Below are 26,552 nucleotides of genomic sequence, written 5' to 3'. Positions count from 1 at the left end.
CCCCGCATCCTCGGCCGCGTCCTGCCAACCTGTGCGCACCGCTGAACCCCGGGCCGTCGTCGCCGGCGAGATGTACCGTCCGCCCTCGGCACCCGCGCCGAGCCGATCGGGAGCCTCACGCTCGCCCGGCACATCGCCCCGCCGGACGGAATCCGTCCGGCCGAGGGCTGAGCCGCCACCGAGCCAGGGGCTCTGCCCGCAGCCGGGCCGGGGACGCGCCGTACCATCGAAGAGCGATCGACAGGTTCCGCGGCCTGGGCCGCACGCCTGCGCGCAGCCCGTACGACGCGATCGGCAGCGCGGCCCCGGCGGAGTCGGCCCGGGCCGTGACCTGCTACCAGGGACGGGCAAGGATGAGCGAGCAGAGCAACCCCACCGCCACGACGGACACGGCGTTCTCGCTGGACGCTCCCACGCTGCGCCGCCGCCGCCGGCGGGCGGTGGGACAACTCGCCCTGTGCGTGCTGGTGCTCGTCCCGTGGACCGTCTACCTGGCCGTCTCGCTGCCCGATCGCTTCGAGGCCCGGTACTGGCCCATGGTGTGGGTGGGCTTCGACGTCATGCTGCTCGTGTCGCTGGCCGGCGCCGGGCTGGCCGTCTGGCTGCGACGGCAGATCCTGGTGCCGATGTCCTTCGTGGCAGCCGCGCTCCTGGTCTGCGACGCCTGGTTCGACGTCTCCCTGAGCTGGGGACGGGACGACGTGTGGGGGAGCATAGCCTCGGCCGTGCTGGTGGAGCTGCCGCTCGCCTTCCTGCTCGTCATGCGCGCGCGCCGGGTGCTCAAGATCTCGGCTCGGCTGGCCTGGCAGCGACTCGGGCTGGCAGGCGAACCTCCACCGCTGTACAAGTTGCCGCTGTTTGTCACTCTGACGTCCTCAAGCAGCATCCCATCGGACCTGAAGCAGGCCAAGGACGCCTGACGGCCTCGGCAGGGACCCGACCGGATCCGTTCCGTGCTGTGCCCGCCCGGCCCCTGTCCGCGGCGTGGCCGGTGGCGCGCCGGTCGCGGCTACGCGCTGGGGGGCGGTGAGCACGCGAGGTCGGAGACCGTCGTGGCCGCCGGGGAGACCTGACCGGATGCGGATGCGGATGCGGATGCGGATGCGGAGGCGGAGGCGGTGCGCTCGTCCTGCCCGCGGGCGGTGTGGATCCGCAGCAGCCCTTCGATGCCGCGCAGCAGCGTCTCGCCGGCCATGACGGGGTCGCCCAGGTAGCCGGCGCTCATCGCGCCGTCGCGGAGCATGACGAAATGCCGCCCGGCGTACTCGGCCTGCACGGTCGTGATCTCGGCGAACAGTCCGGTGATCGTCTGAAGGAACCATTCGCGGTGTTCCACGACGGCCCGGTGGACCGGGTGGCCGGGATCGGGGAACTCCGCCGCCGCGTTGAGGAAGGCGCATCCGCGGTAGCCGGGCGAACGGATCTGCTCGACCAGGGACGCACCGATGCCCCGCAGGACGGCGTCGGCCGGCACCTTCGCGGCCGTCAGCGAGCCGATCTGGGCGCGGATCGCCTGGTCGACGCTTCCGATGTAGGCGACGGCCAGGTCCTCTTTGCTGCGGAAGTGGCGGTAGAAGGTGGCGTTGGTGACCTTCGACTCGGCCACCAGACGGTCGACGCCCACCGTATGGATGCCCTCCGCGTAGAAGAGCTGCCCGGCAGTCCTCAGGAGCCGTTCCCGGGCCTCGGAGACCCGCCTGCCCGCGCCTGTACCTGTGCCGGCTTCCGTCTTTGCCATGCCGCCCAGTGTAGCGGGTAGAACGCTCTCTCTTGTTTTCGCGAGGGTGCTGTGCCAGGCTGCCGTAAAGAGAGAACGTTCTCTCTACTTCGCACCCACTGGAGAACCCCATGGCATCCACCACCGGCTCCGCCGAGACCATCGGCGCCATGCCCGCCCTGCGCCGGCTGTACATCGTCCGCTTCGTCTTCGCCGCCGTGTGGGCCGCGCTCCTGCTGGTGTCCGGCTCCGACCTCACCGTCGCCGCCAAGCTGCTGCTCTTCGTCTATCCCGCCTTCGACGTGGCCGCGGCCGTCGTCGACGCCAGGTCGGCGCGCGCTGCCGGGCCGGTCAAGGGCCTGTACGTCAACATGGCCGTCAGTGCGCTCGCGGCCGTCGGTGTCGTGGTCGCCGGCGCCTCGGGCGTCGCCGACGTACTGCGCGTCTGGGGTGCGTGGGCGGTCGTCTCCGGCCTCATCCAGCTCCTCGTGGGCGTCGCGCGACGCCCGATGGGCGGCCAGTGGGCCATGATCCTCAGCGGCGGCATCTCCGTCCTCGCCGGCGCCAACTTCATCCGAAGCGCCACGCAGGACGACCCCTCGCTCGCCACCCTCGCCGGCTACGCCACGCTCGGCGGGATCTTCTTCCTCGCCTCGGCGATCCGTCTGTCGCGCGAGATCCGCCAGAGCTGAGGGCCCTGGCGGTCCCGCCGGCGATCGGGGCCCCGAAGGAGACGCCGCACCTGCTCACGCTCACCGGACCGAGGTGACAGTGGTACGCGGGGCATCTCCTGCGGACCGGCACTCCCTGCTGCACCCGATACGGGCCCCGGCACCGCCCCGGCGGGCCGGAGCAGTACATCCCCCGCACCCGGAGCGCGCCCCTGTCGGCCTACGGAGCCAAGGCCGCGTCGGCCGTCGGGCGGCCCGTCGGCCGACGCGTGCCCGGCGTCAGTGCATCTGGCCGGTCCGGGCGTCGTGCCACAGGTCGACGCCGCCTTCGACGGCGTACGTGTCGATCTCGGCCAGCTCCTCGGCGGTGAACTCCATGTTCTCCAGCGCGGCGACGTTCTGCTCGAGCTGCTCGGTACGCGACGCGCCGATGACCAGCGAGGTGACCCGCCGGTCCCGCAGTGCCCAGGCGAGCGCCATCTGCGCGAGCGTCTGCCCACGGCGCCGGGCGATGGAGTCGAGGGCGCGCAGCCTGCTCAGCATGTCGTCCGACAGCCAGTCCGCGTCGAACGACGTGCCGGCCGCGGCCCGCGAGCCCTCCGGGATGCCGTCGAGGTAGCGCCCGGTGAGCAGGCCCTGCGCCAGCGCCGTGAACCCGATGACGCCGAAGCCCTCCTCCTGCGCCGCGTCCAGCAGCCCGTCCGTCTCGATCCAGCGGTTCACCATGCTGTACGACGGCTGGTGGATGAGGAGAGGCGTCCCCAGTTCCCGCAGGATCGAGGCGGCCTGCCGGGTGCGCTCGGCGTCGTACGAGGAGATTCCCACGTACAGGGCCTTGCCCTGGCGGACCGCGGTGTCCAGCGCGCCCATGGTCTCCTCCAGGGGCGTGCCGGCGTCGAGGCGGTGGGAGTAGAAGATGTCGACGTAGTCGAGGCCCATGCGCCGCAGGGACTGGTCGAGGGAGGCCAGCAGGTACTTGCGGGAGCCGCCGCCCTGGCCGTAGGGGCCGGGCCACATGTCCCAGCCGGCCTTCGTGGAGACGACCAGCTCGTCCCGGTACGGCGCGAGGTCCTGCTTCAGCAGCCGACCGAAGTTGAGTTCCGCGGAGCCGTAGGGCGGGCCGTAGTTGTTGGCCAGGTCGTGGTGGGTGATGCCGAGGTCGAAGGCGCGCAGGGCGATGTCCCGCTGGCTCTCGAACGACCGGTCGTCGCCGAAGTTGTGCCAGTAGCCCAGGGACAGGACGGGCAGGTCGAGGCCCGAACGCCCGGTGCGCCGGTAGCGCATCGTGCCGTTGTACCGCTCGGGGTCCGCGACGTGGTTCATGGGGGTCTCCGCAGGTGACAGTGGGTTTCGTACCGTTCTTGGGGTGAACGTGCCTACTGTGCCCCGGCTCGATTACCGAGTCCAACAGCTCGGGTACATCGCATTCATCGGTGTCACTTCTCAAAGAGGCCCGCGCGGAGCTGGTCATGGCCGCCGCCGGGGCACACGGGAACATCACGCCACCGAACCGGAATGCCAGACCTTCGTTTGTGTCCCAGAGTTCATCTCCCAAGTATTGGGGCCCGGTTGTCTACGCGCGTATCTTGGCTGGTCGTACGCCCGGGCGGGCCCGGCGCGCTCAAGTACCCACGTCACGCAGTCTGCATGAAGGAGACTCCTCCGTGTCGCACCCCTCATCCGAGGCCGCCGAGACGCGTCCCCAGCGCTCCAGACGCAAGCGCGCCCTGCCCTACGGCATCGCTGGCGCCGTGGTACTCGCCACGGCCGGTCTGAGCATCAACGCCATGGCCGCCTCGCACGAGGCGCTGATCGCCGAGGTCTACGGCGGCGGCGGCAACTCGGGCGCCACGTACACCAACGACTTCGTCGAGCTGGCCAACGCCGGCAGCGGCTCGGTCGACCTGAGCGGCTACAGCGTCCAGTACCTGCCGGGCGCGCCGACCGCCTCCTCCAAGTGGCAGTCGACCCCGCTCACCGGCTCGCTCGCCGGCGGCGGCCGCTACCTGGTCCAGGAGGCCGCGGGCACGGGCGGCACCAAGGCGCTGCCGACGCCCGACGCGACCGGCTCCATCAACATGTCCGGCACCAACGGCACCATCGCGCTGGTCACCGGCAGCGACCCGCTGACCTGCCTCACCGCCGCCGACTGCCAGGCCGACTCGCGGGTCAAGGACCTGGTCGGCTTCGGCACCGCCGTGGTGCACGAGGGCAACGGCGCCGCGGCCGGAGCCGGCAACACCGCGTCCGTGGCCCGCGCGGCCACCCTCGCCGACACCGACGACAACGCCGCGGACTTCACCGCGGGCGACCCGTCCCCGCAGAACTCCGGGAGCACCGGCGGCGGCACGACCCCGACCGACCCGGCGAGCACGCCGCCCGCCACCACCCCGCCGGCCACCCCGGCGAAGATCCACGACATCCAGGGCGACGCCCGCATCTCGCCGCTCAACGGCAAGACCGTCTCCGGTGTCACCGGCATCGTCACGGGCGTCCGCTCGTACGGCTCCTCGCGGGGCTACTGGGTCCAGGACCCGAACCCCGACGCCGACCCCCGTACCAGCGAGGGCATCCTCGTCTTCACCGGTTCCACCACGCCCACCGTGCAGGTCGGCGACAGCGTCTCCCTCGACGCCACGGTCCAGGAGTACTACCCGGGCGGCCAGGACACCGGCACCCAGTCCGTCACCGAACTGACCAAGGCCACCGTGAACGTCGTGTCGAGCGGCAACGCCGTGCCGGCCCCGGTCGTCCTCGACGAGCACTCGGTGCCCGAGCAGTTCGCCCCCCAGGCGGGTGGCGCGAGCATAGAGAACCTGCCGCTGCGCCCCGACGAGTACGCCCTCGACACCTACGAGTCGCTGGAGGGCATGAACGTCCGCATCGGCAGCAGCCGGGTGGTCGGCGCGACCGACCCGTACTCGGAGTTGTGGGTGACCGTCCAGCCGGACCAGAACCCCACCAAGCGGGGCGGCACCCTCTACACGGGATACGACGACCCCAACTCGGGCCGGCTGATGGTCCAGTCGCTGATCCCGACCGCCCAGCAGGCGTTCCCCGTGGCGAACGTGGGCGACACGCTGGAGGGCGCCACCGAAGGGCCCCTGGACTACAACCAGTTCGCCGGCACCTACGCGGTGCAGGCCCGCACCATCGGCACCGTCCGCAGCGGCGGCATCAAGCCCGAGGTGACGGCGAAGCAGAGCTCCTCGCAGGTGAGCGTCGCCACGTACAACGTGGAGAACCTCGCGCCCGGCAACGCGCAGTCGAAGTTCGACGCGCTCGCCAAGGGCCTGGTGACCAACCTGCGTTCGCCCGACATCGTCGCCCTGGAGGAGATCCAGGACAACAGCGGCGCCACCGACGACGGCACGGTCGCCGCCGACAAGACCCTCGGCAAGCTGGTCGACGCGATCGTCGCGGCCGGCGGCCCCCGCTACGAGTGGCGGCAGATCGACCCCGTCAACGACAAGGACGGCGGCCAGCCGGGCGGCAACATCCGCCAGGCGTTCCTGTTCAACCCCGACCGCGTGCAGTTCAACGACCGGCCGGGCGGCGACTCCACGACGGCCGTCGGTGTCACCGGCACGGGCGCGGACACGCACCTGACCGCGTCGCCGGGCCGGATCGCGCCGACCGACAGCGCGTGGACCGACTCGCGCAAGCCGCTCGCGGGCGAGTTCACCTTCCGCGGCAGGACGCTGTTCGTCATCGCCAACCACTTCAACAGCAAGGGCGGCGACCAGGCGATCGACAGCCGCTTCCAGCCGCCGGTACGCAGCTCCGAGGCGCAGCGCAACCGACAGGCCCTGGTGGAGCGGGAGTTCGTCGAGTCGCTGGAGAAGGCGGACCCCAAGGCGAACCTGGTCGTCCTGGGCGACCTGAACGACTACCAGTTCTCGCCCGCGGCGACCTCGCTCACGGACAACGGCGAGATCCTCACCGACCTGGTGAACACCCTGCCGGTCAAGGAGCGTTACTCCTACGTCTACGAGGGCAACTCCCAGGTCCTCGACCACATCCTGGTCAGCCCGGGCCTGAAGCACGGCGCCGACTACGACGTGGTGCACATCAACAGCGAGTTCGCCGACCAGACCAGCGACCACGACCCGCAGATCGTGCGCGTGAAGCCGTAACGGCTCATCGCGCCTGCCGGCCGCAGCCCGGCCGCCCCGCGAGGGACGGCCGGCCTGCGAGGGACGGCCGGCCTGCGAGGGACGGCCGGCCTGCGGCGCGGCGGAATCTTCTCACGCACGGCCGGCGGCGGTCCGGGCCTCCGCAGGTCACCTTCGCCAGAACAAGTGGTGCGTCACGCCGCTCGGGCTGGGCACGACCTCCAGGTGGAACCGGTCGAGCAGTTCGTCGGGGGATTTCCACAGCCGTAGCCCGGACCCGAACGTCACCGGCGCGACCACGACATGCAGGGTGTCCACGAGGTCGGCATCGAGGAACTGCCGGACCGTGCTGACCCCGCCGCCCAGTCGGACGTCCTTGCCCTGCGCCGCTTCCCGGGCCCGTTCGAGAACCGTCGCCGGGGTGCCTTCGACGAAGTGGAACGTGGTGTCGGAGAGTGTGAACGAGGGACGCTCGTGGTGGGTCATGACGAACACCGGGGTGCGGAACGGGGGCTCCTCGCCCCACCAGCCGCGCCATTCGAGGTCCTGCCAGGGCCCACGCTGGGGCCCGAACTTGTTGCGGCCCATGATCTCGGCCCCGATGTTGCGCGCGAAGTCCCGCGTGAAGTAGTCGTCCAGGCCCCGGCTGCCCCCGGGATCCGTGCGCATGGGCCAGCTCGCCGTGGCTCCGGCCCAGGAGAACAGCCGTTCCGCACCGTCGAGGCCGAACGGCCTCTCCAGACTCTGCTGCTCACCGGCACCGATTCCGTCACTCGAGACCATGAAGTTCATGACTCTCAGCAATTGATCCATGCGCATCCTCACCGAACCCTGTCGTGTCGTCGTGTGGCCGAGCGCCCCACACCATGACGTCGAACAGCAGGCTCCCGGATCGACAGCGGCACACGACCTTTCTTCCGGGGAGTGTCGCGAAGCCCGGCCGGCGCGACGTCAGGCCAGGCGACGTCACCAGCGAGTCGTTCACCGGCACCCGACTCCGCAGGAGAGGTGAAGGGCTTCGCCGACGCGCACAACCATTCGGGCTCCGGAGGAGGCGACGGTGGGGGCGCCCCGTCTGCAGGGCGGGCACGTCGCCGCGACCGTGGCGCCCGGATCCGCCTGGGGAACGGTCCTCGGCCACGTGGAAGAGCGGATCCGCATCGGCGATCACCAGGTCGAAGCGTCGGCCGCCGGGGCCCGCCGCCGTCAGCTCGCCGCGGCACAGCCGAAGGTCTCCGTGGTGCGGAGCGTTGATCCAGGTGGCGACGACAGCTCGGCACGAGATGTCCACCGCGGTGACCCGGCCGCCGAGCCGGGCCGCCGCCACCGCGAGCATGCCGCTGCCGGCGCCCAGCTCCAGCAGGTCCGGCGTCCGCGCGGTGAACGCCGGCCTCACGGCGAAGGCCGAACGGTCGAGCCGTCGGTCCCGCCACCGCGCGTCAGCCGGTGAGCAGCACGTCCCGGACCGCTCGGACGCGCAGCTCCTCCAGCGTGCTGATCTGCCGCTCAGCTCGCGCCATCAACCCGTCGAGCTGCTGCTCGTCGAGGCGGCCGTCGGCCTCGGCCAGGGTGCGCAGGGTGCGCCAGCCGAGCTTCTTTCCCTCCACCCCCAGTCGGAGGAATTCAAGTTCGACGACCAGCGTCAGAGGTGAACGCCTGCAGAGGCGCCCGTTGCTCTTGAGACGCCCCAGTCGCTCGGCCGCGCCGGACGCCGCGACCTTGTAGCGGCGCGGCGGCACGCCCAGGCCTCGCATGATGCGCAGCAGGCTCGTACGGTCCTCGGCGATCTCGTCCGCGAGGTGCCGCAGTGGTTCCGCGTAGGGCGGGTCGCGATGCGATCGGGCCATGAACTGGGCGCGTCCGGCTCCGACCGTGGAACCTGCCAGGTGGTCGTTGAGGTAGATGCCCAGCAGGTCCACGCGGACCTCGCCAAGCTTCGGGCGGGTGCCCGGCATCGGTGTCGTCATTCTTGTCCCCTTACTTCTCTTCTCGGCTGCGGTCGCGTTGCACGTCGTTGCACGAGTACCCGGACGGCGGGCGGACGCCGCCTGACGGTGCGCACTGATGTCGCGACGCCTGGGCCGACAGCCGCTTCCGGAGCCTGACGCCCACCCACCGCTGGGCCACCCGGGACAACGACTCCACCGACTCGGTCCCCAAGGCGGGCCGCCGCACCTGCGCAGCCGCCACACCTACCCGAGCGGCGGGTCCGGTCGACCCGCGTCGGCTCGGGCCCGTGGTCCGCTCGGGCACCCGCACCCGCACCCGAGGACCTCGCCCCCGGAGCCGGAGCCGTGCTGCGTGGGCGGCCGCCGGCGCGCAGGGCCTGCGACTGCCCGGAGCGGCAGGGCTGTACCCCTCCCCGTGGCTCCCGCCTCGCCTCCGACGGCCCAACGCCCCGCGCGACGCGCCCGGCGGTGGCGGCAGCGACGCGACTCTCGGCGCACTTGTCAGACCGGACATGACGTGCTGCGGTTTCTAACCCGTGGTCGTGGGCTCGGTCTCGCGGGACCTGGCCGTGACGTCCTCCGCCACTCGCTTGTCGAGCGCGGATCGCACCAGGCCGGCCGCAAACGCTGGGTAGTCCTTCTCCTCTGCCAGGCGGGCGACGGCGTTCGGGGATTCCGGGAGACCGAGCCGGGCGGCGCCCTGGAGGGCCTTGGCGTCGAAATACGGCGCGGCCTCGGGCCAGACTCCCTGTGCCTCCCGCAGGAAGATGTCCGCGCCGGCAGGCCCGATGCCGGGTAGTTCGCGCAGCAGACGTTTGCATTCCTCGACGTCGCCGCCGGCGGCCTCCCGGAGCCTGCGCAGATCGCCGCCGTACCACTCCAGCAGCCGGTCGGCCACCTCGCCGAGCTGGGTGGCGGTGCGTTCGTCGTAGCGGCGGTAGTGGCCCTTGCCGAGGGCGTCCACGCGTTGCTGCCAGGTGGATTCACTCATGCGTTTCGGGTTGCGCATGCCGTCGTCGAACAGGGCGCGCGCGGCGTCAGCGGCCACGGACGCCCTGATCCGTGCGCTGAGCAGGTGGGCCAGCACCAGCAATTGGTAGAGCGGCTGCGGCGTGTCGCGCAGTTTCACACCGGCCTCTTGCGCGTAGGTCTGCCCGTGGGCAGTGAGCAGGGCCTCGGCCCTGGCCCGTTCCGTCGCGGTCGGCATATTCGCATCACTCCTTGTCACCCGATCGGTTCGTCTTCCGCGATGGCGTCGAGCGCTCGCCTGGCCGTGGCGAGGAGACGACGGCACCCCCCGGTCGGCCTTGGTGTGGTCACCGGCCGGGTGCCCGTCCGGCCGGTGTGAAAACGACGAGCCGCTGCACGGTGCGCCGTTCTCGGCGCCGAGCACCCGGGCGACGCGCGCAAGCGAACGGGAGCTCCCGTGGACGGCGGACCGGTCCTGGTCGTCGGGCGCTGGTCTTGCGGCCACGCGAGGCGAGGTCTGCGAAGTGGAGGACGCGTCTCGGCTCTTCGTGCCGGGCCGGTCGGCCCGGCCGCACCGGGTCTCCACGCCCACGCGGCCTACATCCCTATAAGAACAATTTGCGATTAAATGTCCGATTGACTCGGGATGGTGGGGTGGGTTCAGGGGCACTCAGCAGGCAGAGAACGTGATCCCAGCATCGACGAGGAGTAGCCATGGCTGAGCAGAGGACGCCCTCGGCCGTTACCGTTCCGCTGCGCAACGCGGCCTCGGCGGTGCGCCGCGTTCCCGGCGTCGGGGTCATGACCAAGGCCGCCGAGGGGACACTGGACAAGATCGGAGCCGTGTCGCCCCGCGGTCGCCGGCTGGCCGTGTACGCCGGAGCTGGGGTGCTGGGTGTGGCCGGTGTGGTGGAGTGGCCGGTGGCGTTGACCGGTGCGGCGGTGGCCTGGCTGACCCAGTCCAGGCCCGGACCGGATGCGGAGACCGCACACCCGCAGTCGGACGAAGAGGAGACGGAGGGCTCGGGGCACGGCACCTATGTGGCCGTGGGTGACTCGGCCGTGGCCGGGCAGCGGGGCCCGAGTGCTCCGGGGCCGGTGCGGGAGGACGAGATGCCCGCCGCTACCGGGGCGTGGCCCGGTGGGCCGACGACACCGCCGGACGAACCGGTCGCACCCGACACCGGCAGGGCCGAGGCACCGGCAGAACAGGCCGCGGCACACGCTGAACCGGCCGGACAGCCGGCGCCGCCGACTGCCTTCACCCCCACGTCCACCGACCCGCTCACACCGCCCGTCACCCCGGCGGCGCCTCCCGCCAATGAGGGGACACCTTCCGGAACCGCGGATGAGGCGCCGGAGGACGAAGGGGCGTCGCCCGCCGAACCGACGACAGCACCGCCCACCAGCTGACGTGGGCCGGGGCTGATCCGCGATGACACTCGGATTGCCGACCCTGCCGACCTTGCCGTCCGTCGCCGCACGGACTCTGTCCGCGGCGCCCCGGTTGCTGGCCAGGGCCGCGACACCGGGGGTCGGCGCCGTCGCGGGGGCGGCGGCCGGGGCCGCGCGAGCCGGCGTCAGGAGCCTGGACACGGCCACACGGATGTCGCGGGCCGCGCGCAACGCGCTGCTCGGGTCCGAAGCGCAGTGGCGGTCCGGCGCCCGAGCACACCTCGCCCTGCGGGTGGCCGACGGGGAGCAGGCACGGGCCGCGGGCGGCCTGCCCCGGCTGGCCGGACATGTCGCCCGGGCACTGGCCGAGCATCCGGACGTCCTGTTCGCCTACTGGGACGAGGGGCTCGGCCGGCTGGTGGTGGCCGCGGTCGGGGAGACGGTCGCCGACGACGTCCTGGCACACGCTGCCGACCTCGCCGCCCGGCACGGTCTCGTCGCGGCCGACGACGACACCGACGGGGGCGTGCACCCGGCCGACCAGGCCGGCATCCGCGCGGCGCTGGCCACGCTCACGGCCGACCTGGTCGGCGCCGGCATCGGCATCGCCGCGTATTCCCTGCGGCTGCCCCCGACGCCGCGCGCGATCACCGCGGTGGTGACGGTGCTGCGGGAGAACCCGCGCTTCCGTGGCCTGCTCCGCGACCACCTGGGCGCCGATGCCATGGACCTCCTGCTGACCTGCGCGAACGCCGCCGCGCACGGGGCGGGTCAGACGCCCGCCGCGCTGCTGCTCGACGCGGCGCTGCGCGGCTGTCGGCTCGCGGACACCACGGCGCGGGCGGCCGCCTTCGAGCTCTTCCACGACGAACTGTGCCGCCCGGACCGGCCGAGCGTCGGCGACGGCGGCCATCCGCGCCCACCCCTGCGCACCACCCCGGCCCAGGACTACGCCACGCACACCTTCGCCGGCAGTGTGCTGGGCGCGGCGGCCACCGCGCTGGTCAAGCACGACGTGGCCGAGGCCGCGGAGGCGGTGCTCGCCGGCTCTCCGAAGGCCGCCCGGTACGGGCCGACCGCCTTCGAGGCGGTGCTCGGCGCCGTACTGGCCCGGTCGGGGCTGCTCGTCCGCGCTCCGGAGCGGCTGCGGGAACTGGAACTGGCCGGCACGATCGTCCTGCATCCCAGCGCGGTGTGCACCGAGGACGGGGAGACCGATCCCTGGACGGAACCGGTGCTGGACGCGGCCCGGCGCGCCGGACTGCGGGTCGTGCTCGTGGACGACCCCTCGCTGGAGGACTTCACCGGCCTCGCCGACCAGGTGGTGGACGCCCGGCGGCCGCTGGACGACGTGGTGTGCTCCCTGCCCGAGGACTCCGGCGCGGTGATCACGGTGGCCCGGCTGTGGTCCGACCGGGGGCAAGGAGTGCTGGCGGGGCTGCTCGCCGGCGACATCGCGCTCGCGCTCACCGACACCGACAGCGCGGTCGTCTGGAGCGCCGACGCCCTCGCCCTGCGCGGACTGCCCGACGTGTGGCGGCTGCTGACCGCGATACCGGCCGCGCGCCGGGTCGGCCGGCACGCGCAGATCCTGGCCCGCTCGGGTGCCGCGCTCTCCGGGCTGTTGGTGGCCGTCGGCGGGTCGCGGCGCGGCCGCGGCGGACTGGCCGGGCTGCCGGGACTTCGGCACGCGCCGGTGGACGCCGCCGCCGCGACCTCACTGCTGTCGGGTGCCGTGGCGGCCCTGCGCGTGGCGAGGGCCGAGGTCCCGCACCCCAGGGCCCGGGTGCACTGGCACGAACTCGGCCCACGGGAGGCCCTGCTACGGCTGGAGGAGGAGCGGCGGACGGCACCCCCCGAGGAGCGGCAGCAGGCGGCCGAGCCGTCCCGGAACCCGCTGCTCGCGCCGGTGCGGTGGACTCGGCGGATCGCCGGAGCCGTACGGAGGGAACTGGACGACCCGCTGACACCGGTGTTGGTCGTCGGCTCGGCCGCGTCCGCGATCGTCGGCTCGGCCGTGGACGCGCTGCTGGTGATGGGCGCCCTCGACGTGAACGCGCTGATCGGCGCGATCCAGCGGCTGCGGGCCGAACAGGCCGTGTCCGGGCTGCTCGCCGAGCAGAAGCGGCAGGCCCGGGTGGCCGACTCCCCCGAGGAACCGGACACGCACACCATGGACGCGGCACGCCTGGCCCCCGGCGATGTCATCGACCTGCACACGGACGACGTGGTGCCGGCCGATGCCCGGGTGCTGTCGGAGGACGGCCTGGAGGTCGACGAGTCCGCGCTGACCGGGGAGTCGGTGCCGACGGAGAAACACACCGCAGCGACCCCCCACGTACCGGTGGCCGACCGGCACTCCATGGTCTTCGAAGGCACGACGGTGGCGGCCGGCCACGCCCGCGCGGTCGTGGTCGACACCGGCGAGCGTACCGAGGCGGCCCGCGCCGTCCACCTGGCCGCGTGTACGCCCCCGGCCGGCGGAGTACAGGCGCGGTTGCGCGAACTCATCGCTCACGCACTGCCGTTGACCCTGGGCGGCGGCGCCGCGGTCACCGGTCTCGCCCTCCTGCGCGGGACCCCGATCCGGGAGGCGGTCAGCGGGGGCGTGGCCGTCGCCGTGGCCGCCGTACCGGAGGGGCTGCCGCTGGTGGCGACGGTGGCGCAGCTGGCCGCCGCCCGGCGGCTCAGCCAGGGCGGGGTCCTGGTCCGGGCACCTCGCGCGCTGGAGGCGCTCGGCCGGATGGACACCATCTGCTTCGACAAGACCGGAACACTCACCGAGAACGCCCTGCGCCTGGTCAAGGTGGCCGACGCCGAAGGGCGGAGCCACCGGGCGCAGGACGAGGCGGCGGCGGACATCCTGCGGGTCGCGGCCCGGGCCTGCCCCCAGGTCGGCGACGGCGACAGCCCGCCGGAGCACGCCACCGACGCGGCGGTCCTGGACACGGCCGGACCCGACCCCGCATGGGAGGAGTCGGCGACGCTCTCGTTCGAGGCGGCCCGCGGCTACGCCGCCGCCGTCGGCCGGTCCGGAGACGGACCGCTCCTGCTGGTGGTGAAGGGGGCACCGGAAACCGTGCTGCCCGCATGCTCCGGCCTTCCCGCACACGCGTCGGACACGGCACAGGCACTGGCCGCTGGGGGACTGCGCGTCCTGGCCGTCGCCCAGCACCGTCTCGGCGACGCCGAGACCGCCCCCGGTGTCCTCGAACAGCCCCTGGAGCAACTGGAGTTCATCGGTCTGCTCGGTCTCGCGGACACTCCGCGCGAGACCTCCACGGCCCTGGTGCGCAGCCTGCACGAGGAGGGCATACGTCCGGTGATGCTCACCGGCGACCATCCGCAGACCGCCCGTTCGATCGCCGCCGAGTTGGGCTGGCCCGAGGACACGGTCGTGGTGACCGGCGACGACCTCGCGGCCGCCGACCGGGCGGGCAGGGCCCGGATGCTCCGTGACGCGGGTGTGGTGGCGCGCGTGGCCCCGGAGCAGAAACTGCAGGTCGTCGAGGCGCTGCGGGATGCGGGGCGGGTGGTCGGCATGGTCGGCGACGGCGCCAACGACGCGGCGGCCATCCGCGCCGCCGACATCGGCGTGGGCATCAACGCCCGGGGTTCCGCCGCCGCCCGCAACGCCGCCGACCTCGTCCTCACCGACGACGACCTGACGGTACTGATCGACGCCGTATGCGAGGGCAGGTCGCTGTGGCACAGCGTCGCGGACTCCATCGCCATCCTCATCGGCGGCAACGCGGGCGAGATCGGCTTCGGTGTCCTGGGCACGCTGCTGGCCGGCCGGGCTCCACTGTCCACCCGCCAGATGCTGCTGGTCAACCTCTTCACCGACCTGTTCCCGGCGATGGCGGTGGCGGTCGTGCCCCAGGGGACGCCGGGGCGGCCGGACCCCGGGTCGTCGTCGGACGTGCTGGGAGCGCCGCTGCTCCGGCAGATCCGCCACCGTGCGATGACGACCAGTGCCGGCGCGCTCATGGCCTGGCTCATCGGCCGGGCCACGCCCGGAACAGCGCGTCGCTCCAGCACGATGGCGCTGGCCGCGGTGGTCGGCACCCAGCTCATCCAGACCCTGCTGGACCGCCGTGACAGCGCGTTGGTCCGCCTTGCCTCCCTCGGCTCGGCCGCCGTTCTGCTCGCGGTCGTCGAGACACCGGGAGTCAGCCGTTTCTTCGGCTGCACCCCGTTGGGCCCGGTCGCCCTGACCGCGGTGGCCGCGTCGATCGCCCTGGCCGTCTGGGGCCAGCGCGCCCTGCCCTTCCTGGAGAGGACCGTCGTCGACCTGATGCCGCGGTCGTGAAGAGGTTCGCCGACCGTGAAGGGTTTCACCGAGCCGGCGGGCCGGCTGCCGGCCTCCCACACCGCGGTCGCGTTTCACGCCGCCCGCACCATCCGGGGGCGACGGCCTCCCCAGCACGTGGGCTGAACCGGAGAAGCCTGAGCCGGGCAAGCCCCATGGGAAACGCTGCCGTACCCGGCCTGCTCACCAAGTTTCCCAGCTGAGCGTCTCCACACCCTCCGAGGCGGGGCAGTGGGCTCAGGCCCTGCCACGTTCGTGGGGCATCCGGTGAGCGCGATGATGGACGTGTCGGCGGCCGCACGCGAACCGGAGGCGTTTGCCGGGCTGGGCGCTGCCTGCCCCCCGACCTGTCTCATCGACACCTGGGGTCGTCGCAGGCCGCGGCCCCGGTGATCATGGGCAACCCGGAGCGGCGCGAGCCGAGAGCGGAGCCGGCCCTGACAAGATCGAGTCACGGACTTCCAGGCGTGACCGGAGAATTGGCGGGCACACGCCGGTTCGGAGGTTGATAACCATGGTTCCCCTGCTTCTCGTTCTCCTGCTGGCCCTGCTTCTCTTCGGTGCGGGTTTCGCGCTGAAGATTCTCTGGTGGGTCGCGATCGTGGTGCTTGTTCTGTGGCTCGTCGGTTTCGTCGCACGTCCGAAGGGCGGAAGTGGCCGCTGGTACCGCTGGTAGTTGACAAATGAAAAAGCTTCCCGTGCGAGTTCGGCGAGAACTCTGAATTCTGGCTTGAACATGGGGCGTGCCACCCGGGAGGGCGGGCACTCGCGACCAAGGCGGGCGACGAGTCCGCTCTGTACGGCGTAAGGAAAAGGAGGATCGGCGGGGAATCCCCGTCGTCCTCGGTTTACCGGAGGAGTTGTTTTTCGCGTGACTGAGAATGTGTGGAGTTACAAGTCGACCGCCGGCCGTCTGGCGGGCGCCGACCTCACCGGCTACAAGGTCGAGGCCACGGACGGCAGCATCGGCAAGGTCGACAAGCACTCCGACGAGGTCGATGATGCCTACCTGGTGGTCGACACCGGTGTGTGGATCTTCGGCAAGGAGGTCATGCTGCCGGCGAGCACGGTCGTGAGCATCGACCCGGACGAGAAGAAGATCTTCGTCGACCTCGCCAAGCAACAGATCAAGGACGCCCCGGAGTTCCACCGGGACAAGCACCTCGGCGACCAGGGTTACCGTGACGAACTGGGCACGTACTACGGCGCGGGCGGCGCACCGTTCGGCGGCCCGCAGGTGTGATCCGTCGGCCGCTCCGTGCAGCACGGGCAGCACGGCCCCGGGACTCCTTTCCGAGTCCCGGGGCTCTCGTGTGCCTGGTGCAAGCGTGGACGACGCGTGAGGGCACGGAAGGAGAGCACGCGCATCGTCCGCACCCGGCGCCCGGTCAGGTTCTCCCGCGACCGATCTGCCAGGCCGGGGCCGCGACAAGGACCAGAAGCCCGCCCGGTCCGAAGGGCAGGAGGCGGCGATGAACTTGCCCTGTCGTCGTGTCGGCGGTCCCGCCGTCGAAAGGTGGGTCCCGCTGGTTCCGGCCGCGGCGGGGTGGCCCGGCCGACCGGGGGTCCGCGCCCGCGCCGGTGACCCACTCGTCCGCGGGTACCCGTCGGCTGATGGCGTTCGACGCCCCCAGTCGCGTACGGCCGATGGCTCAGTCGGCCGGGTGACCTGGGGTGATGTCAAGGGTCTGGTGCAGCGTCAGCAGCGGAGCTCGGTTGCCCGCAAGGTTTTCCGCCGCTTCCGGAGCGAGCAGGAAGCCGACGTGGTCGCCGCCGTCGAGCCGGGTTTCCACGCGGCCGACGAACCAGGCGGGGGCCTCGTCGAGGATCAGTGATCCGCCCGGTCCTCGATGCCACGGAACGCGGGTGAACTTGTCGGTGCGGTCACCGGTCTCGCCGCCGAACAGCCGGGCCAGACGGTGCTGGTCGGAGCCGAGGAGATGGACCGCCAGACGGTCGGCACGCTCGGCCACCCGGCAGGTGCGGTTGGCTCTGGACAGCCAGACCATGAACCGGGCGGGCTGAATCGAGCACTGCGAAGCGAATCCGACCAGGCAGCCTCCTGTCTCCTCGCCGGCCTGCGCAGTCACGACGTACATCGGATAGTCGAGCAGGTCGGTGAAGGGATCAAGATCGGTCACGATACTCGGCTCCTTCCTGAGGAAAACGGATCTGGTACGCGTTCCCCAGTGTGGACACACCGGCCGGGTGCGCCCTGCGAGGTTCGCCCGTAGGGATGTCCGAACGGCGGCGCTCTGCTGACAGCCGTCACAAAAATGTCACCTTTTAGGGCGGAGGGAGCCGTGGGTGTCCGCTCCAGGCCTAGGCTGGGCCTGTGACCAGTGCCGATGCCGCCGCCGAGAGCAGTCCCGAGCCGCGTACCCAGTCCCTGATGCTGACCTTCTTCGGTGCCCATGTACTGGACCGGCCCATCGCCGTGTCGTCGGGCAGCGTGATCGCTGCTCTCGGAAGGCTGGGCAGCACCGAGGAGGCGGTGCGGACCACCTTGAACCGGATGGTCAAACGCGGCCTGCTGGAGCGTCACCGCCAAGGCCGGAAGACCTACTTCGGGCTGACTCCGCACGCCGTCCAGGTGCTGACGGACGGCAGGGACCGCATCTGGCGCACCGGCGCGGTGAACCGGGACTGGGACGGCCGGTGGACCATGGTGGGCTTCTCGCTGCCCGAGGCGTGGAGCCGGGAACGGCACGACCTGCGCTCGCGGTTGATCTGGGCAGGCTTCGGCCCCCTGCAGAACGGCCTGTGGGTGGCCCCGGCGCGCGTCGACGTCCGCGAGATGGCGGCAGGTCTCGGCCTCGAACCGTACCTGCGGGTGTTCCGGGCGGAGGTGGAGTCGCCGACCGATGTGCGCGAGGTGCTGGAACAGGCCTTCGACGTGCCGGCCATCGGCGCCCGGTACCGGGCGTTCCTGGAGCGCTGGGACCGCACCGACCCGCTTCCCGCCGCGGTCTCCGGCGACGAGCTCGCAGGCCGGCTCCTGCTCCACACCGACTGGCTGGACCTGGTGCGACGCGACCCGCATCTGCCCGCCGAACACCTTCCGAAGGACTGGCCCGCCGCCGAGGCGGAGACCGTCTTCCGTGGCCTGGCAAGCCGCTGGGAGCGCCCGGCGGCGCGCGCGGCCGCCCGGCTGCTCGACATCCTGCCGCTGGGCTGATCCGCCCGCGGGCCCCGCGCCGCCGGACGCGGAGCCACCTGCCTCAATATTGGGCACAGCATTGACGGCGATAAAAAAAGAGACCTACATTCGCAGCGGTCTTCCAGCTAGTGCCGCGGCAGGCAACGTTTGCCCGTCAAGGAGCGGCGTCCGGTGCGTGCTCTCGGCGTGCCGGCCGGAAGTCCTCGTACTGGATGTACTTGGGCTTTCGGCCGGTGCGGCGAGAGTGCGTGCCGGGCGTCGTGACGGGGCGAACGTTGCCTGTTGCGGCACTAGCTCCCTTCCTCGGTCCTCCCTCGACTCGCGGAGCCGCCGCCATGCCCCCACCTCGTTTCTCGACCCTCGCCGCCGCCTGCGCCACCGCGTTCGCCGCGTCCCTGGTCGGGCCGGCGACCTGCGCCCAGGCCGCCACCGCCGACCACTACTCCGGCACCCTGTCCGACGGCGCCACCTGGATCGCGGACAGACCGGCGCAGTGGAACGGCAGCCTGCTGCTGTTCAGCCACGGCTTCGGACCGACCACCGCTTCCGACGCCCCGTCGACCGCCGCTCGCCAGGCCCTGCTCGACGCCGGCTACGCCCTCGTCGGCTCCTCCTACGACCCGAACGGCTCGATGTGGGCGCTCGACTCGGCCGAGCGGGATCAGTTCGCGGCGCTCACCGCCTTCCGCCGGCAGGTCGGCGAACCGACCCGGATCATCTCGGTGGGACAGTCCATGGGCGGCCTCGTCAACGCTCGCATCGCCCGCGACGGCGCGGGACGCGTCGACGGCGCACTCGGCCTGTGCGGCCTGGTCGCCGGCGGTGTGGACCTGGACAACTACCAGCTGGACGCCGAGTACACCCTGGCCACGTTCTTCGACCCCGCCGACGTCGGCAAGCTCGTGAACCTGAACAGCCAGGCCGACGCCGGCGCCCTGGCCGGCCGGCTCACGGACGCCGTGGAAGCGGCACAGCAGACCCCGACGGGACGCGCCCGGATCGCCCTGGCCGCCGCCTACCTCAACCTGACCGACTGGTCTCCGGGGCAACAGCCGCCCGCCCGCGACGACTTCGCCGGCCAGGAGGAACAGCAGTACGCATGGCTGGCTCAGGGACTGCTCGGGTTCATCGTCCCGGCCCGCTGGTCGGTGGAGCAGTCCGCCGGCGGCAACACCTCCTGGAACAAGGGCGTCGACTACGCCGGCCAGCTGCACAAGTCCAGCCACGCCAAGCAGGTCAAGGCGCTCTACCGCGACGCCGGGCTCGACCTGCGGACCGACCTGAACCGGCTCACCCGGGGTGCGGACGTCTCGGCCGACCCGGCCGCGGTGGCCCATCTGAAGCAGACCTCCACGGCCGGCCAGGGGCTGGCCGTGCCGCTGCTCGACATCCACACCACCGCCGACCAACTCGTGCCCGTCGAGCAGGAGTCGGCCTTCGCCAGACGGGTGCGCGGGGCCGGAGACTCCGCCCTGCTGCGACAGGCCTATGTGGCACGCCAGGCCCACTGCAACTTCACCACCGCCGAAGTGGTCGCCGGCCTGCACGCCGTGGAGCACCGGCTGGACACCGGGCACTGGGACGACTCCACCACCCCTGCCGAACTCCAGCGCAGCGCCGACGAACTGGGCCTCGACGGTGCCTCCTTCACCGACTACCGGCCGAGTCGTCTGACCGGCACCCGCTGATCCCCGAGCGTCCTCTCCCCGTCCCGAACCCGCACGCCCCAGGAGCCTCCGTGTCCATGACGACCGAACCCCCCGCCAGAACCGACGTCGGCCGCGAACTGACCACCGGCACCCTGGTCGCCGGCCTCGTCGCCGTCTGCCTCGCCCAGATCGGTCTGGCCATACCGGCCACGCTCAACGGACTGTTCCAGTCCGACCTGCACCCGGTCGGCTCGCAGCTCACCTGGATCTCGGACGCCTTCCTGCTGCCGGTCGCCGTACTGGAGCTGACCTTCGGCCTGCTCGGTGACCTCTTCGGCCGCAAGCGGCTGCTGACAGGCGGCGCCTCGCTGCTGGCGGTGGGCGAGCTCGTCAGCGCCACCGCCTCCGGCGTCCACCAGCTCTGGGCCGGACAGGCCCTGTCGGGCCTGGGGGCCGCCGCACTGTTCCCGACCTCGCTGGCCATCCTGGCCGCCGGCACCACCTCGCCCGCACAACGGGCCCGGGTCATCGCGATGTGGGCGGCCCTGCTCTCCACCGGCGGGTTCCTCGCACCCCTGCTCGGGGGCATCACCGCCACCTACGGCTCGTGGCGATGGTCCTTCGTCGTGGTCACCGCCATCGCCGTCGCGAGTGCCGCCATCAGCGCCCTGTTCGTCGTCGACTCGAGCGCCCCCGAGGGACGCTCGCTGGACGTGGCGGGCCAACTGACCATCGGCCTCGGCCTGTTCTCCCTGCTCTACGCCATCATCCAAGGCCCCACCGACGGATGGTCATCACCCTCGATCATCGTCTCCTTCGTCCTGGCGGCCGTCTTCCTCACCGTCTTCGTCCTGGCCGAGAAGCGCGCGAAGTCCCCGCTCCTGCGCCTGGACCTGTTCCGCAACCGCGCCTTCGCGGTGGCCTCCGTCGTGGCCGTCGTCGGGATGTTCGCCTTTCTGGGCACCGCCTACTCCGTCAGCATCCGGCTCGGCCCGGTGCAGGACCAGGCCCCGATGCGGACCGCCCTGGCATTCGTCCTGCTCAACGGCATCACCCTCGCGATGCTGCCGCTGACGGAACGGCTGCTGAGAACCGTGGCACCGGGGCTGCTGCTGGGCGCGGGGCTGCTGCTGATCGCGGCGGGCGACTACTGGGCGGCCACCCTGCCGATCACCGACGGCGCCTTCACCTCGCTGATCCTGCCCCTCGGTCTGGTGGGCGTGGGTTTCGCGATCACCGTCTCGTCGATCACGGCAACGGCCGTCAACACCGTCCCGCTGCACCTGGCCGGCATGGCGAGCGCCACCACCAACCTGCTGCGGGACGTCGGCTTCACCCTCGGCCCGGCCGTCATCGGTGCCGTGGCCCTGAGCCGCGCGGCGAGCACCTTCTCCGGCACCCTGCACGACTCGGCGCTGCCGCAGGCACTCAAGGGCGCCGGCTCGGCCGTGCTGGAAGAGGGCGGTCCGCTCGCGGTGAACGGTGCCTCGGCCGCCTCACCGAACCTCGCCGACCTGCATCCGCTCGCCCTGGACGCCCTCGGCCACGGCTACTCGATCGGCTTCGTCGTCTGCGGCTCGGCCGCACTGTTCTCAGCGCTCCTGACCCTCGTCACGCTCCGCGGCCGAGCCCCTTCGCAGGACGAGCCCGCAAAGGAGTAGCGGGGCACGAGCCGAACACAGGACGCCCCCTCGACCGGTACGGGGTCAGACGCTTCGTGATCCGGCATCCCTCCGAAAACACCCCCCCCGCTCGACCTCGTGGGAGGCTCGCCCGCCAGGACCGGTGAACGGGCGGAGGGGGCGCCGTGGTTACGATGCGATGTGAACGGATTCCCTCCTCCCGGCCGGACAGCGCGATGAGCACCGCCGACTCGTTCCCCCTCGGAGCCTCGACCACGCTCGCCGAACTCGCCCGGGACCCGCACCCGCGCCTGGCACTGCTCCGCGCCCACGAGCCCGTGTCGTGGCTGCCCGAACTGAACGGCTGGCTGGTGACCCGCCGCGACCTCGGGCTGGACGTGATGAGGGACGCCGCCACCTTCACCGTGGACGACCCCCGCTTCACCACCGCCCAGGTCGTCGGACCGAGCATGCTGTCCCTGGACGGCGCCGCGCACGCCCGCCACCGCGAGCCCTTCGCGGCCCCCTTCCGGCCCCGAAGGGTGCACGACAACTTCGCCGCGTTCATAGAAAGCGAGACCGACCGCCTCATCACCGCACTGGAGTCCGAGGGCGCCGCCGAACTGCGCCGCGCCTTCGCCGGACCGCTCGCGGTGGCCGTCGTCACCGACGCCCTCGGCCTGGTCGGCACGACCACCGACACGGTGCTCTCCTGGTACGACGCCATCGTACGGTCGGTCTCGGACATCACCGAGGGCCTGACGGCGGGCCCGGCCGGTCCCGCCGCCTACGCACAGCTGCGGGCCGCCGTTGAGGCAACCGTCGCCGACCCGCACGCCTCCTCGCTCCTCGTCTCCGCCGCAGGCCAACTGGACGTGCCCGAAGTGGCCTCCAACGCGGCGGTACTGATGTTCGGCGGCATCGAGACGACCGAGGCGATGATCACCAACGCCCTGCTCCACCTGCTGCGGAACCCCGGCCAACTCGCCCTGGTGCAGGCCGATCCCGGTCTGCTCGACGGAGCCGTCGAGGAGTCCCTGCGGCTGGAGCCCGGCGCGGCCGTGGTGGACCGCTACGCAACCCGCGACACCGTGCTCGGCCCGGCCGCCATCCGCCGCGGCGACCTCGTCAGCGTCTCCCTGACCGGCGCCAACCGCGACCCTGCCGTCTTCACCGACCCGGACCGGTTCGACGTCCGCCGCGCCGAGGCCCGCCTCCAACTGGCCTTCGCCCAGGGCCCGCACCACTGCCTCGCCGCCCACCTGGCCCGCCTGGAAACCCGCATCGCCCTCCAGCGCCTGCTCGAACGCCTCCCCGGCCTCCGCCTCGACCCGCAGATTCCCGCCACCCCGCACGGCCTGGTCTTCCGCAAGCCGGCCGGCCTCCACGTGCACTGGGACGTTCCGGCCTGACGACCCTCGACGGCCGCTTCGAGCACCGAGCCGTGGGGACATCCCCGTTGCGGCCGTCCCCGTTGTGGCCAGGCGTTGCGGGAAAGGCCGTACGCTGACTGCGGAGGTACCAAGTGGGCCAGGCGCAGCGGCAGTTGGACGAGGTGCGGGAGTCCGCGACCGTCGTCGTGGTCGGTGCGGGCCCGGCCGGCCTGACTGTTGCCGCTCTGCTGCGCCGGTGCGGCGTGGACTGCGTCGTCCTGGAGCGCCGCAGCCGCGAGCATGTGGCGCAGCGGCAGCGGGCCGGCATCGTGGAGGCCCGCGCCGTGCGGATGTTCGAGTCCTGGGGTCTGGCCGACCTGGTGCTGGACGGCCCGCCGCACGACGGCATCCTGGAGTTCCGGGTGGACGGCGTGCGCCACCTCGTCGACGACAGCGGCGGGGGAGAGGGCCCCGGGGCACGTCTGTGCCCCCAGCAGGTACTCGTCCACCGCCTCACCGCCACCCACCTCGCCGGCGGCGGCGACCTGCGCTACGAGGCGGCCGACGTCACCCTGGACGGCCTGACGGGGGAGCGCCCGGTGGTCCGCTACCGCTCCGCCGACGGCACCCCGCACGCGATCACCTGCGCGTTCGTCGCCGGCTGCGACGGAGACCACGGGGTCACCCGCAGCGCCGTTCCCGGCGGCCACCTCACCGCCCACACCTTCGACCACGGCATCGGCTGGCTCACCGTCCTCGCCGACGCCCCGCCCCCCGCCCACCCCCTGCTCGCCGTCAGCGCGCAGGGCTTCGCCGCGCACTTCCCGCGCGGGCCGTACAGCAGCCGCTACTACCTCCAGTGCCCGCCCGGCGACCTCCCCGGCGCGTGGCCCGACGACCGGGTCTGGGACGCGCTGCGCACCCGGCTCGGCGACCCCGGCCTGGCCGCGGGCCCGGTCACCGACCGCGAGACCTTCCGGCTGCGCAGCCTCGTGACCGACCCCATGCAGTACGGGCGGCTGTTCCTCGTCGGGGACGCCGCCCACATCGTGTCCCCCATGGGCGGCAAGGGCATGAACCTCGCCCTGTACGACGCCGACCTCTTCGCCCGCGCCGTCCGCGACCACGTCCGGGACGGGGACGACACCGCGCTGCGCACCTACTCCGAGCGCTGCCTGCGGCGCGTCTGGAGCGACCAGGAGTTCTCCCACTGGCTGACCCGGACGGTCCACGACGCCGGTGACAGCACCCACTGCGGCCCCTTCCTGCACCGCCTGGCCCGGGCCCGCCTCGACAGGCTCTTCACCTCCCCGGCGGCCGTACGCGCCTTCGCGGAACTGATGGCCGGCCTGGACCCGGCGCAGGAGCGCCCCACCTCCACAGGCCGCTGACCGCCACACGCCGCCCGTTTGCGCCTTTTACCCGATTTGCTCCATCGGGTCAAGTCACGACCCCTCGGAACGTGACCGTGCGGAGTCCGCAGGGCCTACTTGAAGTGCGGGCCTCACCGGAGAAGAAATCCGGAACACACATGAGGCGGCACGGTGGGACGGAAATCCGCACCGGAATCTCAGGGGAAGAAAGAAAACCCCGCGCATCGACAGGAGAGCACCCATGAACCGTATTTTTCGCACCAGCAGCAAAAACCGTTCCGGGCGTCGGCGTCTCGGTCTCGCGGCGCTCGCGGCCTCGGCCGCAGTGGTCACCGGGGGAGTGCTGCTGCCGGCGTCCGCGGCGATGGCCGCACCGATGCCCGCCGCGCCTGTCGTGAGCTTCGTCCACGGTGGCGGTGCCGGCGGCGACGGAGGTGCGGGCGGTGGCGGCCTCATAGGCGGCGGCGGGGGCTCCGGCGGCTCCGGCGGTGGCAGCGTCCTGGGCGCCGGCGGTGACGGAGGCAGGGGCGGCAACGGCGGCAACGGCATCCTGTCCGGCGGCGGTGGGGCGGGGGAGGCGGGGGCGGCGACGGCGTCGTGGGCGGCAACGGTGGTGGAGGTGGCAACGGCGGCACCGGCCTGTTCGGCGGCAGCGCGGGCTCCGGCGGCTCCGGCGGTGACGGCATCCTCAAGGGCGGCAACGGAGGCAAGGGCGGTAACGGAGGCTTCGGGGTCTTCCAGGGCGGCTCCGGTGGCAAGGGCGGCACGGGCGGGCTCGGCGTCCTCTTCGGCGGCCTGGGCGGTGCCGGCGGCGCCGGCGGCGGCAGCCTCTTCTGACCCTCCCTCCCCGGTGGGGGCGCAGGCCCGAACAGGCCTCCGCCCCCACCCGCCACCGGCCCCCCGACCCTGACCACGGAAAACGGAGAACCCTCATGTCCCAAAATCGCTGGCAGCGTCCGTTCGTCCTGGCGCTGGCCTCGGTGGCCCTCGCCGCCGGCACCGCGTGCGCCGCCCAGGCCGCGCCGGGCAGCACCCCGGACACCAGGCGCACGGCCCTGGCCGCCCCGGCGTCGCACTGCGGCAAGGGCGGGGAAGGCGGCAAGGGCGGTGCGCCCGGCCGGCCGGGAGAGCCCGGCAAGCCCGGCCACCCCGGCTGCCTCACGCTCGGCGACCTGCCCGACAGACCGAAGTCGGATCTCACGGGCCTGGACAGGGCGCGGATCGTCCTGGCCGTGGAGTCCGGGCAGGTGAAGAAGTCCGACGTCGTCAAGAAATACAAGATCTCCGAGAAGGACTTCGACACCTGGGACCGACAACTTCGCGGCGGGGACTGGGCCGCACTGCTGGGCCTGGATTCCCTCTTCGGGTCCTGAGTGAAATCCGCGACGCCCCGGCCCGCTGCGGGCCGGGGCGTTCCTTGGCCATGCGGAAATCCGGAAATCTGAATGAGATCTGAATTGAGGAATGCCATGCGTACGTGTTCTTGGAAGGCCCGTCTCGGACTCACGGCCTCGGCCGCCCTCGCCGCCGGTGTCGCGGCCGGCGCGCTGGCCCCCGCGGCGACGGCGGCGCCGCAGACCCGCACGGCCGTCGCGGCCGCTCGGCAGCTGCCCGCCGACAGCGCCGGGCCGGGCAGCGGCCACATCCAGTTCGGTGCGGTCCGGGCGGGCGACGGCAGTGTGCGCATCGGCGACCGGGTCTGCGCGGGCAACTGCAACGCCACCGTCAACGGGAGCAACGGCGGCCAGGGCGGGGGGATCTGCGCCGGACTGTGCAACGGCAGCGCCAACGGCGGCACGGGTACGGCCGGCGCGCCCGGACGTGAGGGCGGCATCGGCGGAGCGGGCGGAATCTGCGCCGGGATCTGCGGCGGCAGTGCCAACGGCGGCACGGGCGGCACGGGCGGAGCCGCGGTGGGCACCGGCGACGGCGGCCGCGGCGGCACGGGCGGCACCGGCGGGATCTGCCTGGGCCTCGGCTGCACAACCGGCGGCCGTGGTGGCGCGGGCGGCGATGGCGGCATCGGCTGACGGGCCCCCGGCATCATCTGAACCGAACGAACCCGCCCGAACGAAGCGCCGCCGGCACCGGCGCACCGGACGCCGATGCCGTGGGCCTGGCCGGGGGCAGCAGGTTGTACTGGTGCTGCATGGAGGCACACCGGGTCCGCCAGGTCCACATCGAGGACTCCCCGAGGTAACGGCCCCTGCTGACCTTCGACGTGGTCAGTGCCCAGTTGACCCAGAC

The 26,552-nt window shown here is 72.3% G+C and carries 22 protein-coding genes and 1 pseudogene; 16 read left to right on the top strand and 7 right to left on the bottom strand.

All coding sequences use genetic code 11. The annotated features are described in order from the left end of the window. The first annotated feature begins 353 nt into the window (after positions 1-353). Entirely contained in the window at positions 354-920 is a 567-nt protein-coding gene (locus tag BLW82_RS01565) for a hypothetical protein (RefSeq protein WP_093497100.1), read from the top strand. A gap of 89 nt (positions 921-1,009) precedes the next feature. Here BLW82_RS01565 and BLW82_RS01560 read toward each other — a convergent pair whose 3' ends face one another. Further along, a complete protein-coding gene (locus BLW82_RS01560) occupies positions 1,010-1,738 on the bottom strand; it encodes a TetR/AcrR family transcriptional regulator (protein WP_093497099.1) in 729 nt (242 codons plus the stop codon). Between the two features lie 110 nt (positions 1,739-1,848). Between BLW82_RS01560 and BLW82_RS01555 the strand changes: the two genes are divergently transcribed. Beyond that, positions 1,849-2,409, top strand: a complete 561-nt coding sequence (locus BLW82_RS01555; RefSeq protein WP_093497098.1) for a hypothetical protein — start codon at positions 1,849-1,851, stop codon at positions 2,407-2,409. Between the two features lie 258 nt (positions 2,410-2,667). Here BLW82_RS01555 and mgrA read toward each other — a convergent pair whose 3' ends face one another. Further along, positions 2,668-3,711, bottom strand: coding sequence for an L-glyceraldehyde 3-phosphate reductase (mgrA, locus tag BLW82_RS01550; protein WP_093497097.1), 1,044 nt, complete (start codon positions 3,709-3,711; stop codon positions 2,668-2,670). A 404-nt stretch (positions 3,712-4,115) separates the two neighbouring features. On the opposite strand from mgrA, the gene BLW82_RS01545 reads away from it, so the two are divergent. Continuing rightward, positions 4,116-6,524 carry an endonuclease/exonuclease/phosphatase family protein gene (locus BLW82_RS01545; RefSeq protein WP_371131470.1) on the top strand — a complete coding sequence of 803 codons (2,409 nt, stop codon included), beginning with the start codon at positions 4,116-4,118 and terminating at the stop codon, positions 6,522-6,524. Between the two features lie 147 nt (positions 6,525-6,671). Here BLW82_RS01545 and BLW82_RS01540 read toward each other — a convergent pair whose 3' ends face one another. From BLW82_RS01540 to BLW82_RS01525, 4 genes are all read right to left on the bottom strand, one after another. Next, positions 6,672-7,316 carry a dihydrofolate reductase family protein gene (locus BLW82_RS01540; RefSeq protein WP_093497096.1) on the bottom strand — a complete coding sequence of 215 codons (645 nt, stop codon included), beginning with the start codon at positions 7,314-7,316 and terminating at the stop codon, positions 6,672-6,674. Next, on the bottom strand, positions 7,273-7,839 hold the full coding sequence (locus tag BLW82_RS43035; protein ID WP_107408609.1) for a class I SAM-dependent methyltransferase: 567 nt from the start codon (positions 7,837-7,839) through the stop codon (positions 7,273-7,275). Before BLW82_RS43035 ends, BLW82_RS01540 begins: the two co-directional genes overlap by 44 nt. Positions 7,840-7,942: 103 nt before the next feature. Further along, entirely contained in the window at positions 7,943-8,470 is a 528-nt protein-coding gene (locus BLW82_RS01530) for a hypothetical protein (RefSeq protein WP_093497094.1), read from the bottom strand. A 511-nt stretch (positions 8,471-8,981) separates the two neighbouring features. Beyond that, positions 8,982-9,659 carry an HhH-GDP family DNA glycosylase gene (locus tag BLW82_RS01525; RefSeq protein WP_093497093.1) on the bottom strand — a complete coding sequence of 226 codons (678 nt, stop codon included), beginning with the start codon at positions 9,657-9,659 and terminating at the stop codon, positions 8,982-8,984. 476 nt (positions 9,660-10,135) lie between these two features. Between BLW82_RS01525 and BLW82_RS46150 the strand changes: the two genes are divergently transcribed. The 5 genes and pseudogenes from BLW82_RS46150 (at position 10,136) to BLW82_RS01505 (ending at position 16,371) form a co-directional block, all read left to right on the top strand. Next, a complete protein-coding gene (locus tag BLW82_RS46150) occupies positions 10,136-10,834 on the top strand; it encodes a hypothetical protein (protein ID WP_371131278.1) in 699 nt (232 codons plus the stop codon). 22 nt (positions 10,835-10,856) lie between these two features. Continuing rightward, on the top strand, positions 10,857-15,128 hold the full coding sequence (locus BLW82_RS01515; protein ID WP_093497092.1) for a cation-translocating P-type ATPase: 4,272 nt from the start codon (positions 10,857-10,859) through the stop codon (positions 15,126-15,128). Positions 15,129-15,368: 240 nt separating this feature from the next. Further along, positions 15,369-15,547 (top strand): annotated as a pseudogene (locus BLW82_RS45035) (alpha/beta hydrolase); the annotation flags it as partial. Between the two features lie 95 nt (positions 15,548-15,642). Next, positions 15,643-15,804, top strand: coding sequence for a hydrophobic protein (locus tag BLW82_RS01510; protein ID WP_093497091.1), 162 nt, complete (start codon positions 15,643-15,645; stop codon positions 15,802-15,804). A 195-nt stretch (positions 15,805-15,999) separates the two neighbouring features. Next, entirely contained in the window at positions 16,000-16,371 is a 372-nt protein-coding gene (locus BLW82_RS01505) for a ribosome maturation factor RimM (protein ID WP_093497090.1), read from the top strand. A gap of 409 nt (positions 16,372-16,780) precedes the next feature. Here BLW82_RS01505 and BLW82_RS01500 read toward each other — a convergent pair whose 3' ends face one another. Beyond that, on the bottom strand, positions 16,781-17,269 hold the full coding sequence (locus BLW82_RS01500; RefSeq protein WP_093497089.1) for a flavin reductase family protein: 489 nt from the start codon (positions 17,267-17,269) through the stop codon (positions 16,781-16,783). A gap of 194 nt (positions 17,270-17,463) precedes the next feature. Between BLW82_RS01500 and BLW82_RS01495 the strand changes: the two genes are divergently transcribed. The 8 genes from BLW82_RS01495 to BLW82_RS01455 all read left to right on the top strand — a co-directional run bounded on the left by BLW82_RS01495 (position 17,464) and on the right by BLW82_RS01455 (position 26,335). After that, positions 17,464-18,306, top strand: coding sequence for a PaaX family transcriptional regulator (locus BLW82_RS01495; protein WP_093497088.1), 843 nt, complete (start codon positions 17,464-17,466; stop codon positions 18,304-18,306). A gap of 317 nt (positions 18,307-18,623) precedes the next feature. Next, positions 18,624-19,976, top strand: coding sequence for an alpha/beta fold hydrolase (locus BLW82_RS01485; protein WP_093497086.1), 1,353 nt, complete (start codon positions 18,624-18,626; stop codon positions 19,974-19,976). Positions 19,977-20,032: 56 nt separating this feature from the next. After that, entirely contained in the window at positions 20,033-21,598 is a 1,566-nt protein-coding gene (locus BLW82_RS01480) for an MFS transporter (RefSeq protein WP_093497085.1), read from the top strand. Between the two features lie 197 nt (positions 21,599-21,795). Next, a complete protein-coding gene (locus BLW82_RS01475; RefSeq protein WP_093497084.1) occupies positions 21,796-22,971 on the top strand; it encodes a cytochrome P450 in 1,176 nt (391 codons plus the stop codon). A 113-nt stretch (positions 22,972-23,084) separates the two neighbouring features. Beyond that, positions 23,085-24,323 (top strand): 4-hydroxybenzoate 3-monooxygenase, encoded by a 1,239-nt coding sequence (locus BLW82_RS01470; RefSeq protein WP_256215589.1) that lies wholly within the window; start codon positions 23,085-23,087, stop codon positions 24,321-24,323. Positions 24,324-24,902: 579 nt separating this feature from the next. Continuing rightward, on the top strand, positions 24,903-25,142 hold the full coding sequence (locus BLW82_RS46025; RefSeq protein ID WP_305729039.1) for a hypothetical protein: 240 nt from the start codon (positions 24,903-24,905) through the stop codon (positions 25,140-25,142). Positions 25,143-25,237: 95 nt separating this feature from the next. Further along, positions 25,238-25,678: a DUF1153 domain-containing protein gene (locus BLW82_RS01460; RefSeq protein ID WP_093497083.1), complete on the top strand. Its 441-nt coding sequence runs from the start codon at positions 25,238-25,240 to the stop codon at positions 25,676-25,678. A 96-nt stretch (positions 25,679-25,774) separates the two neighbouring features. After that, positions 25,775-26,335: a hypothetical protein gene (locus BLW82_RS01455; protein ID WP_093497082.1), complete on the top strand. Its 561-nt coding sequence runs from the start codon at positions 25,775-25,777 to the stop codon at positions 26,333-26,335. The last annotated feature ends 217 nt before the right edge of the window (positions 26,336-26,552 follow it).

Origin of the sequence: Streptomyces sp. Ag109_O5-10 (assembly GCF_900105755.1) — a bacterium.
Lineage (GTDB): Bacteria > Actinomycetota > Actinomycetes > Streptomycetales > Streptomycetaceae > Streptomyces.
Note: the sequence above shows the minus strand (reverse complement) of the source record. Positions and strands in the feature narration are given on the sequence as shown.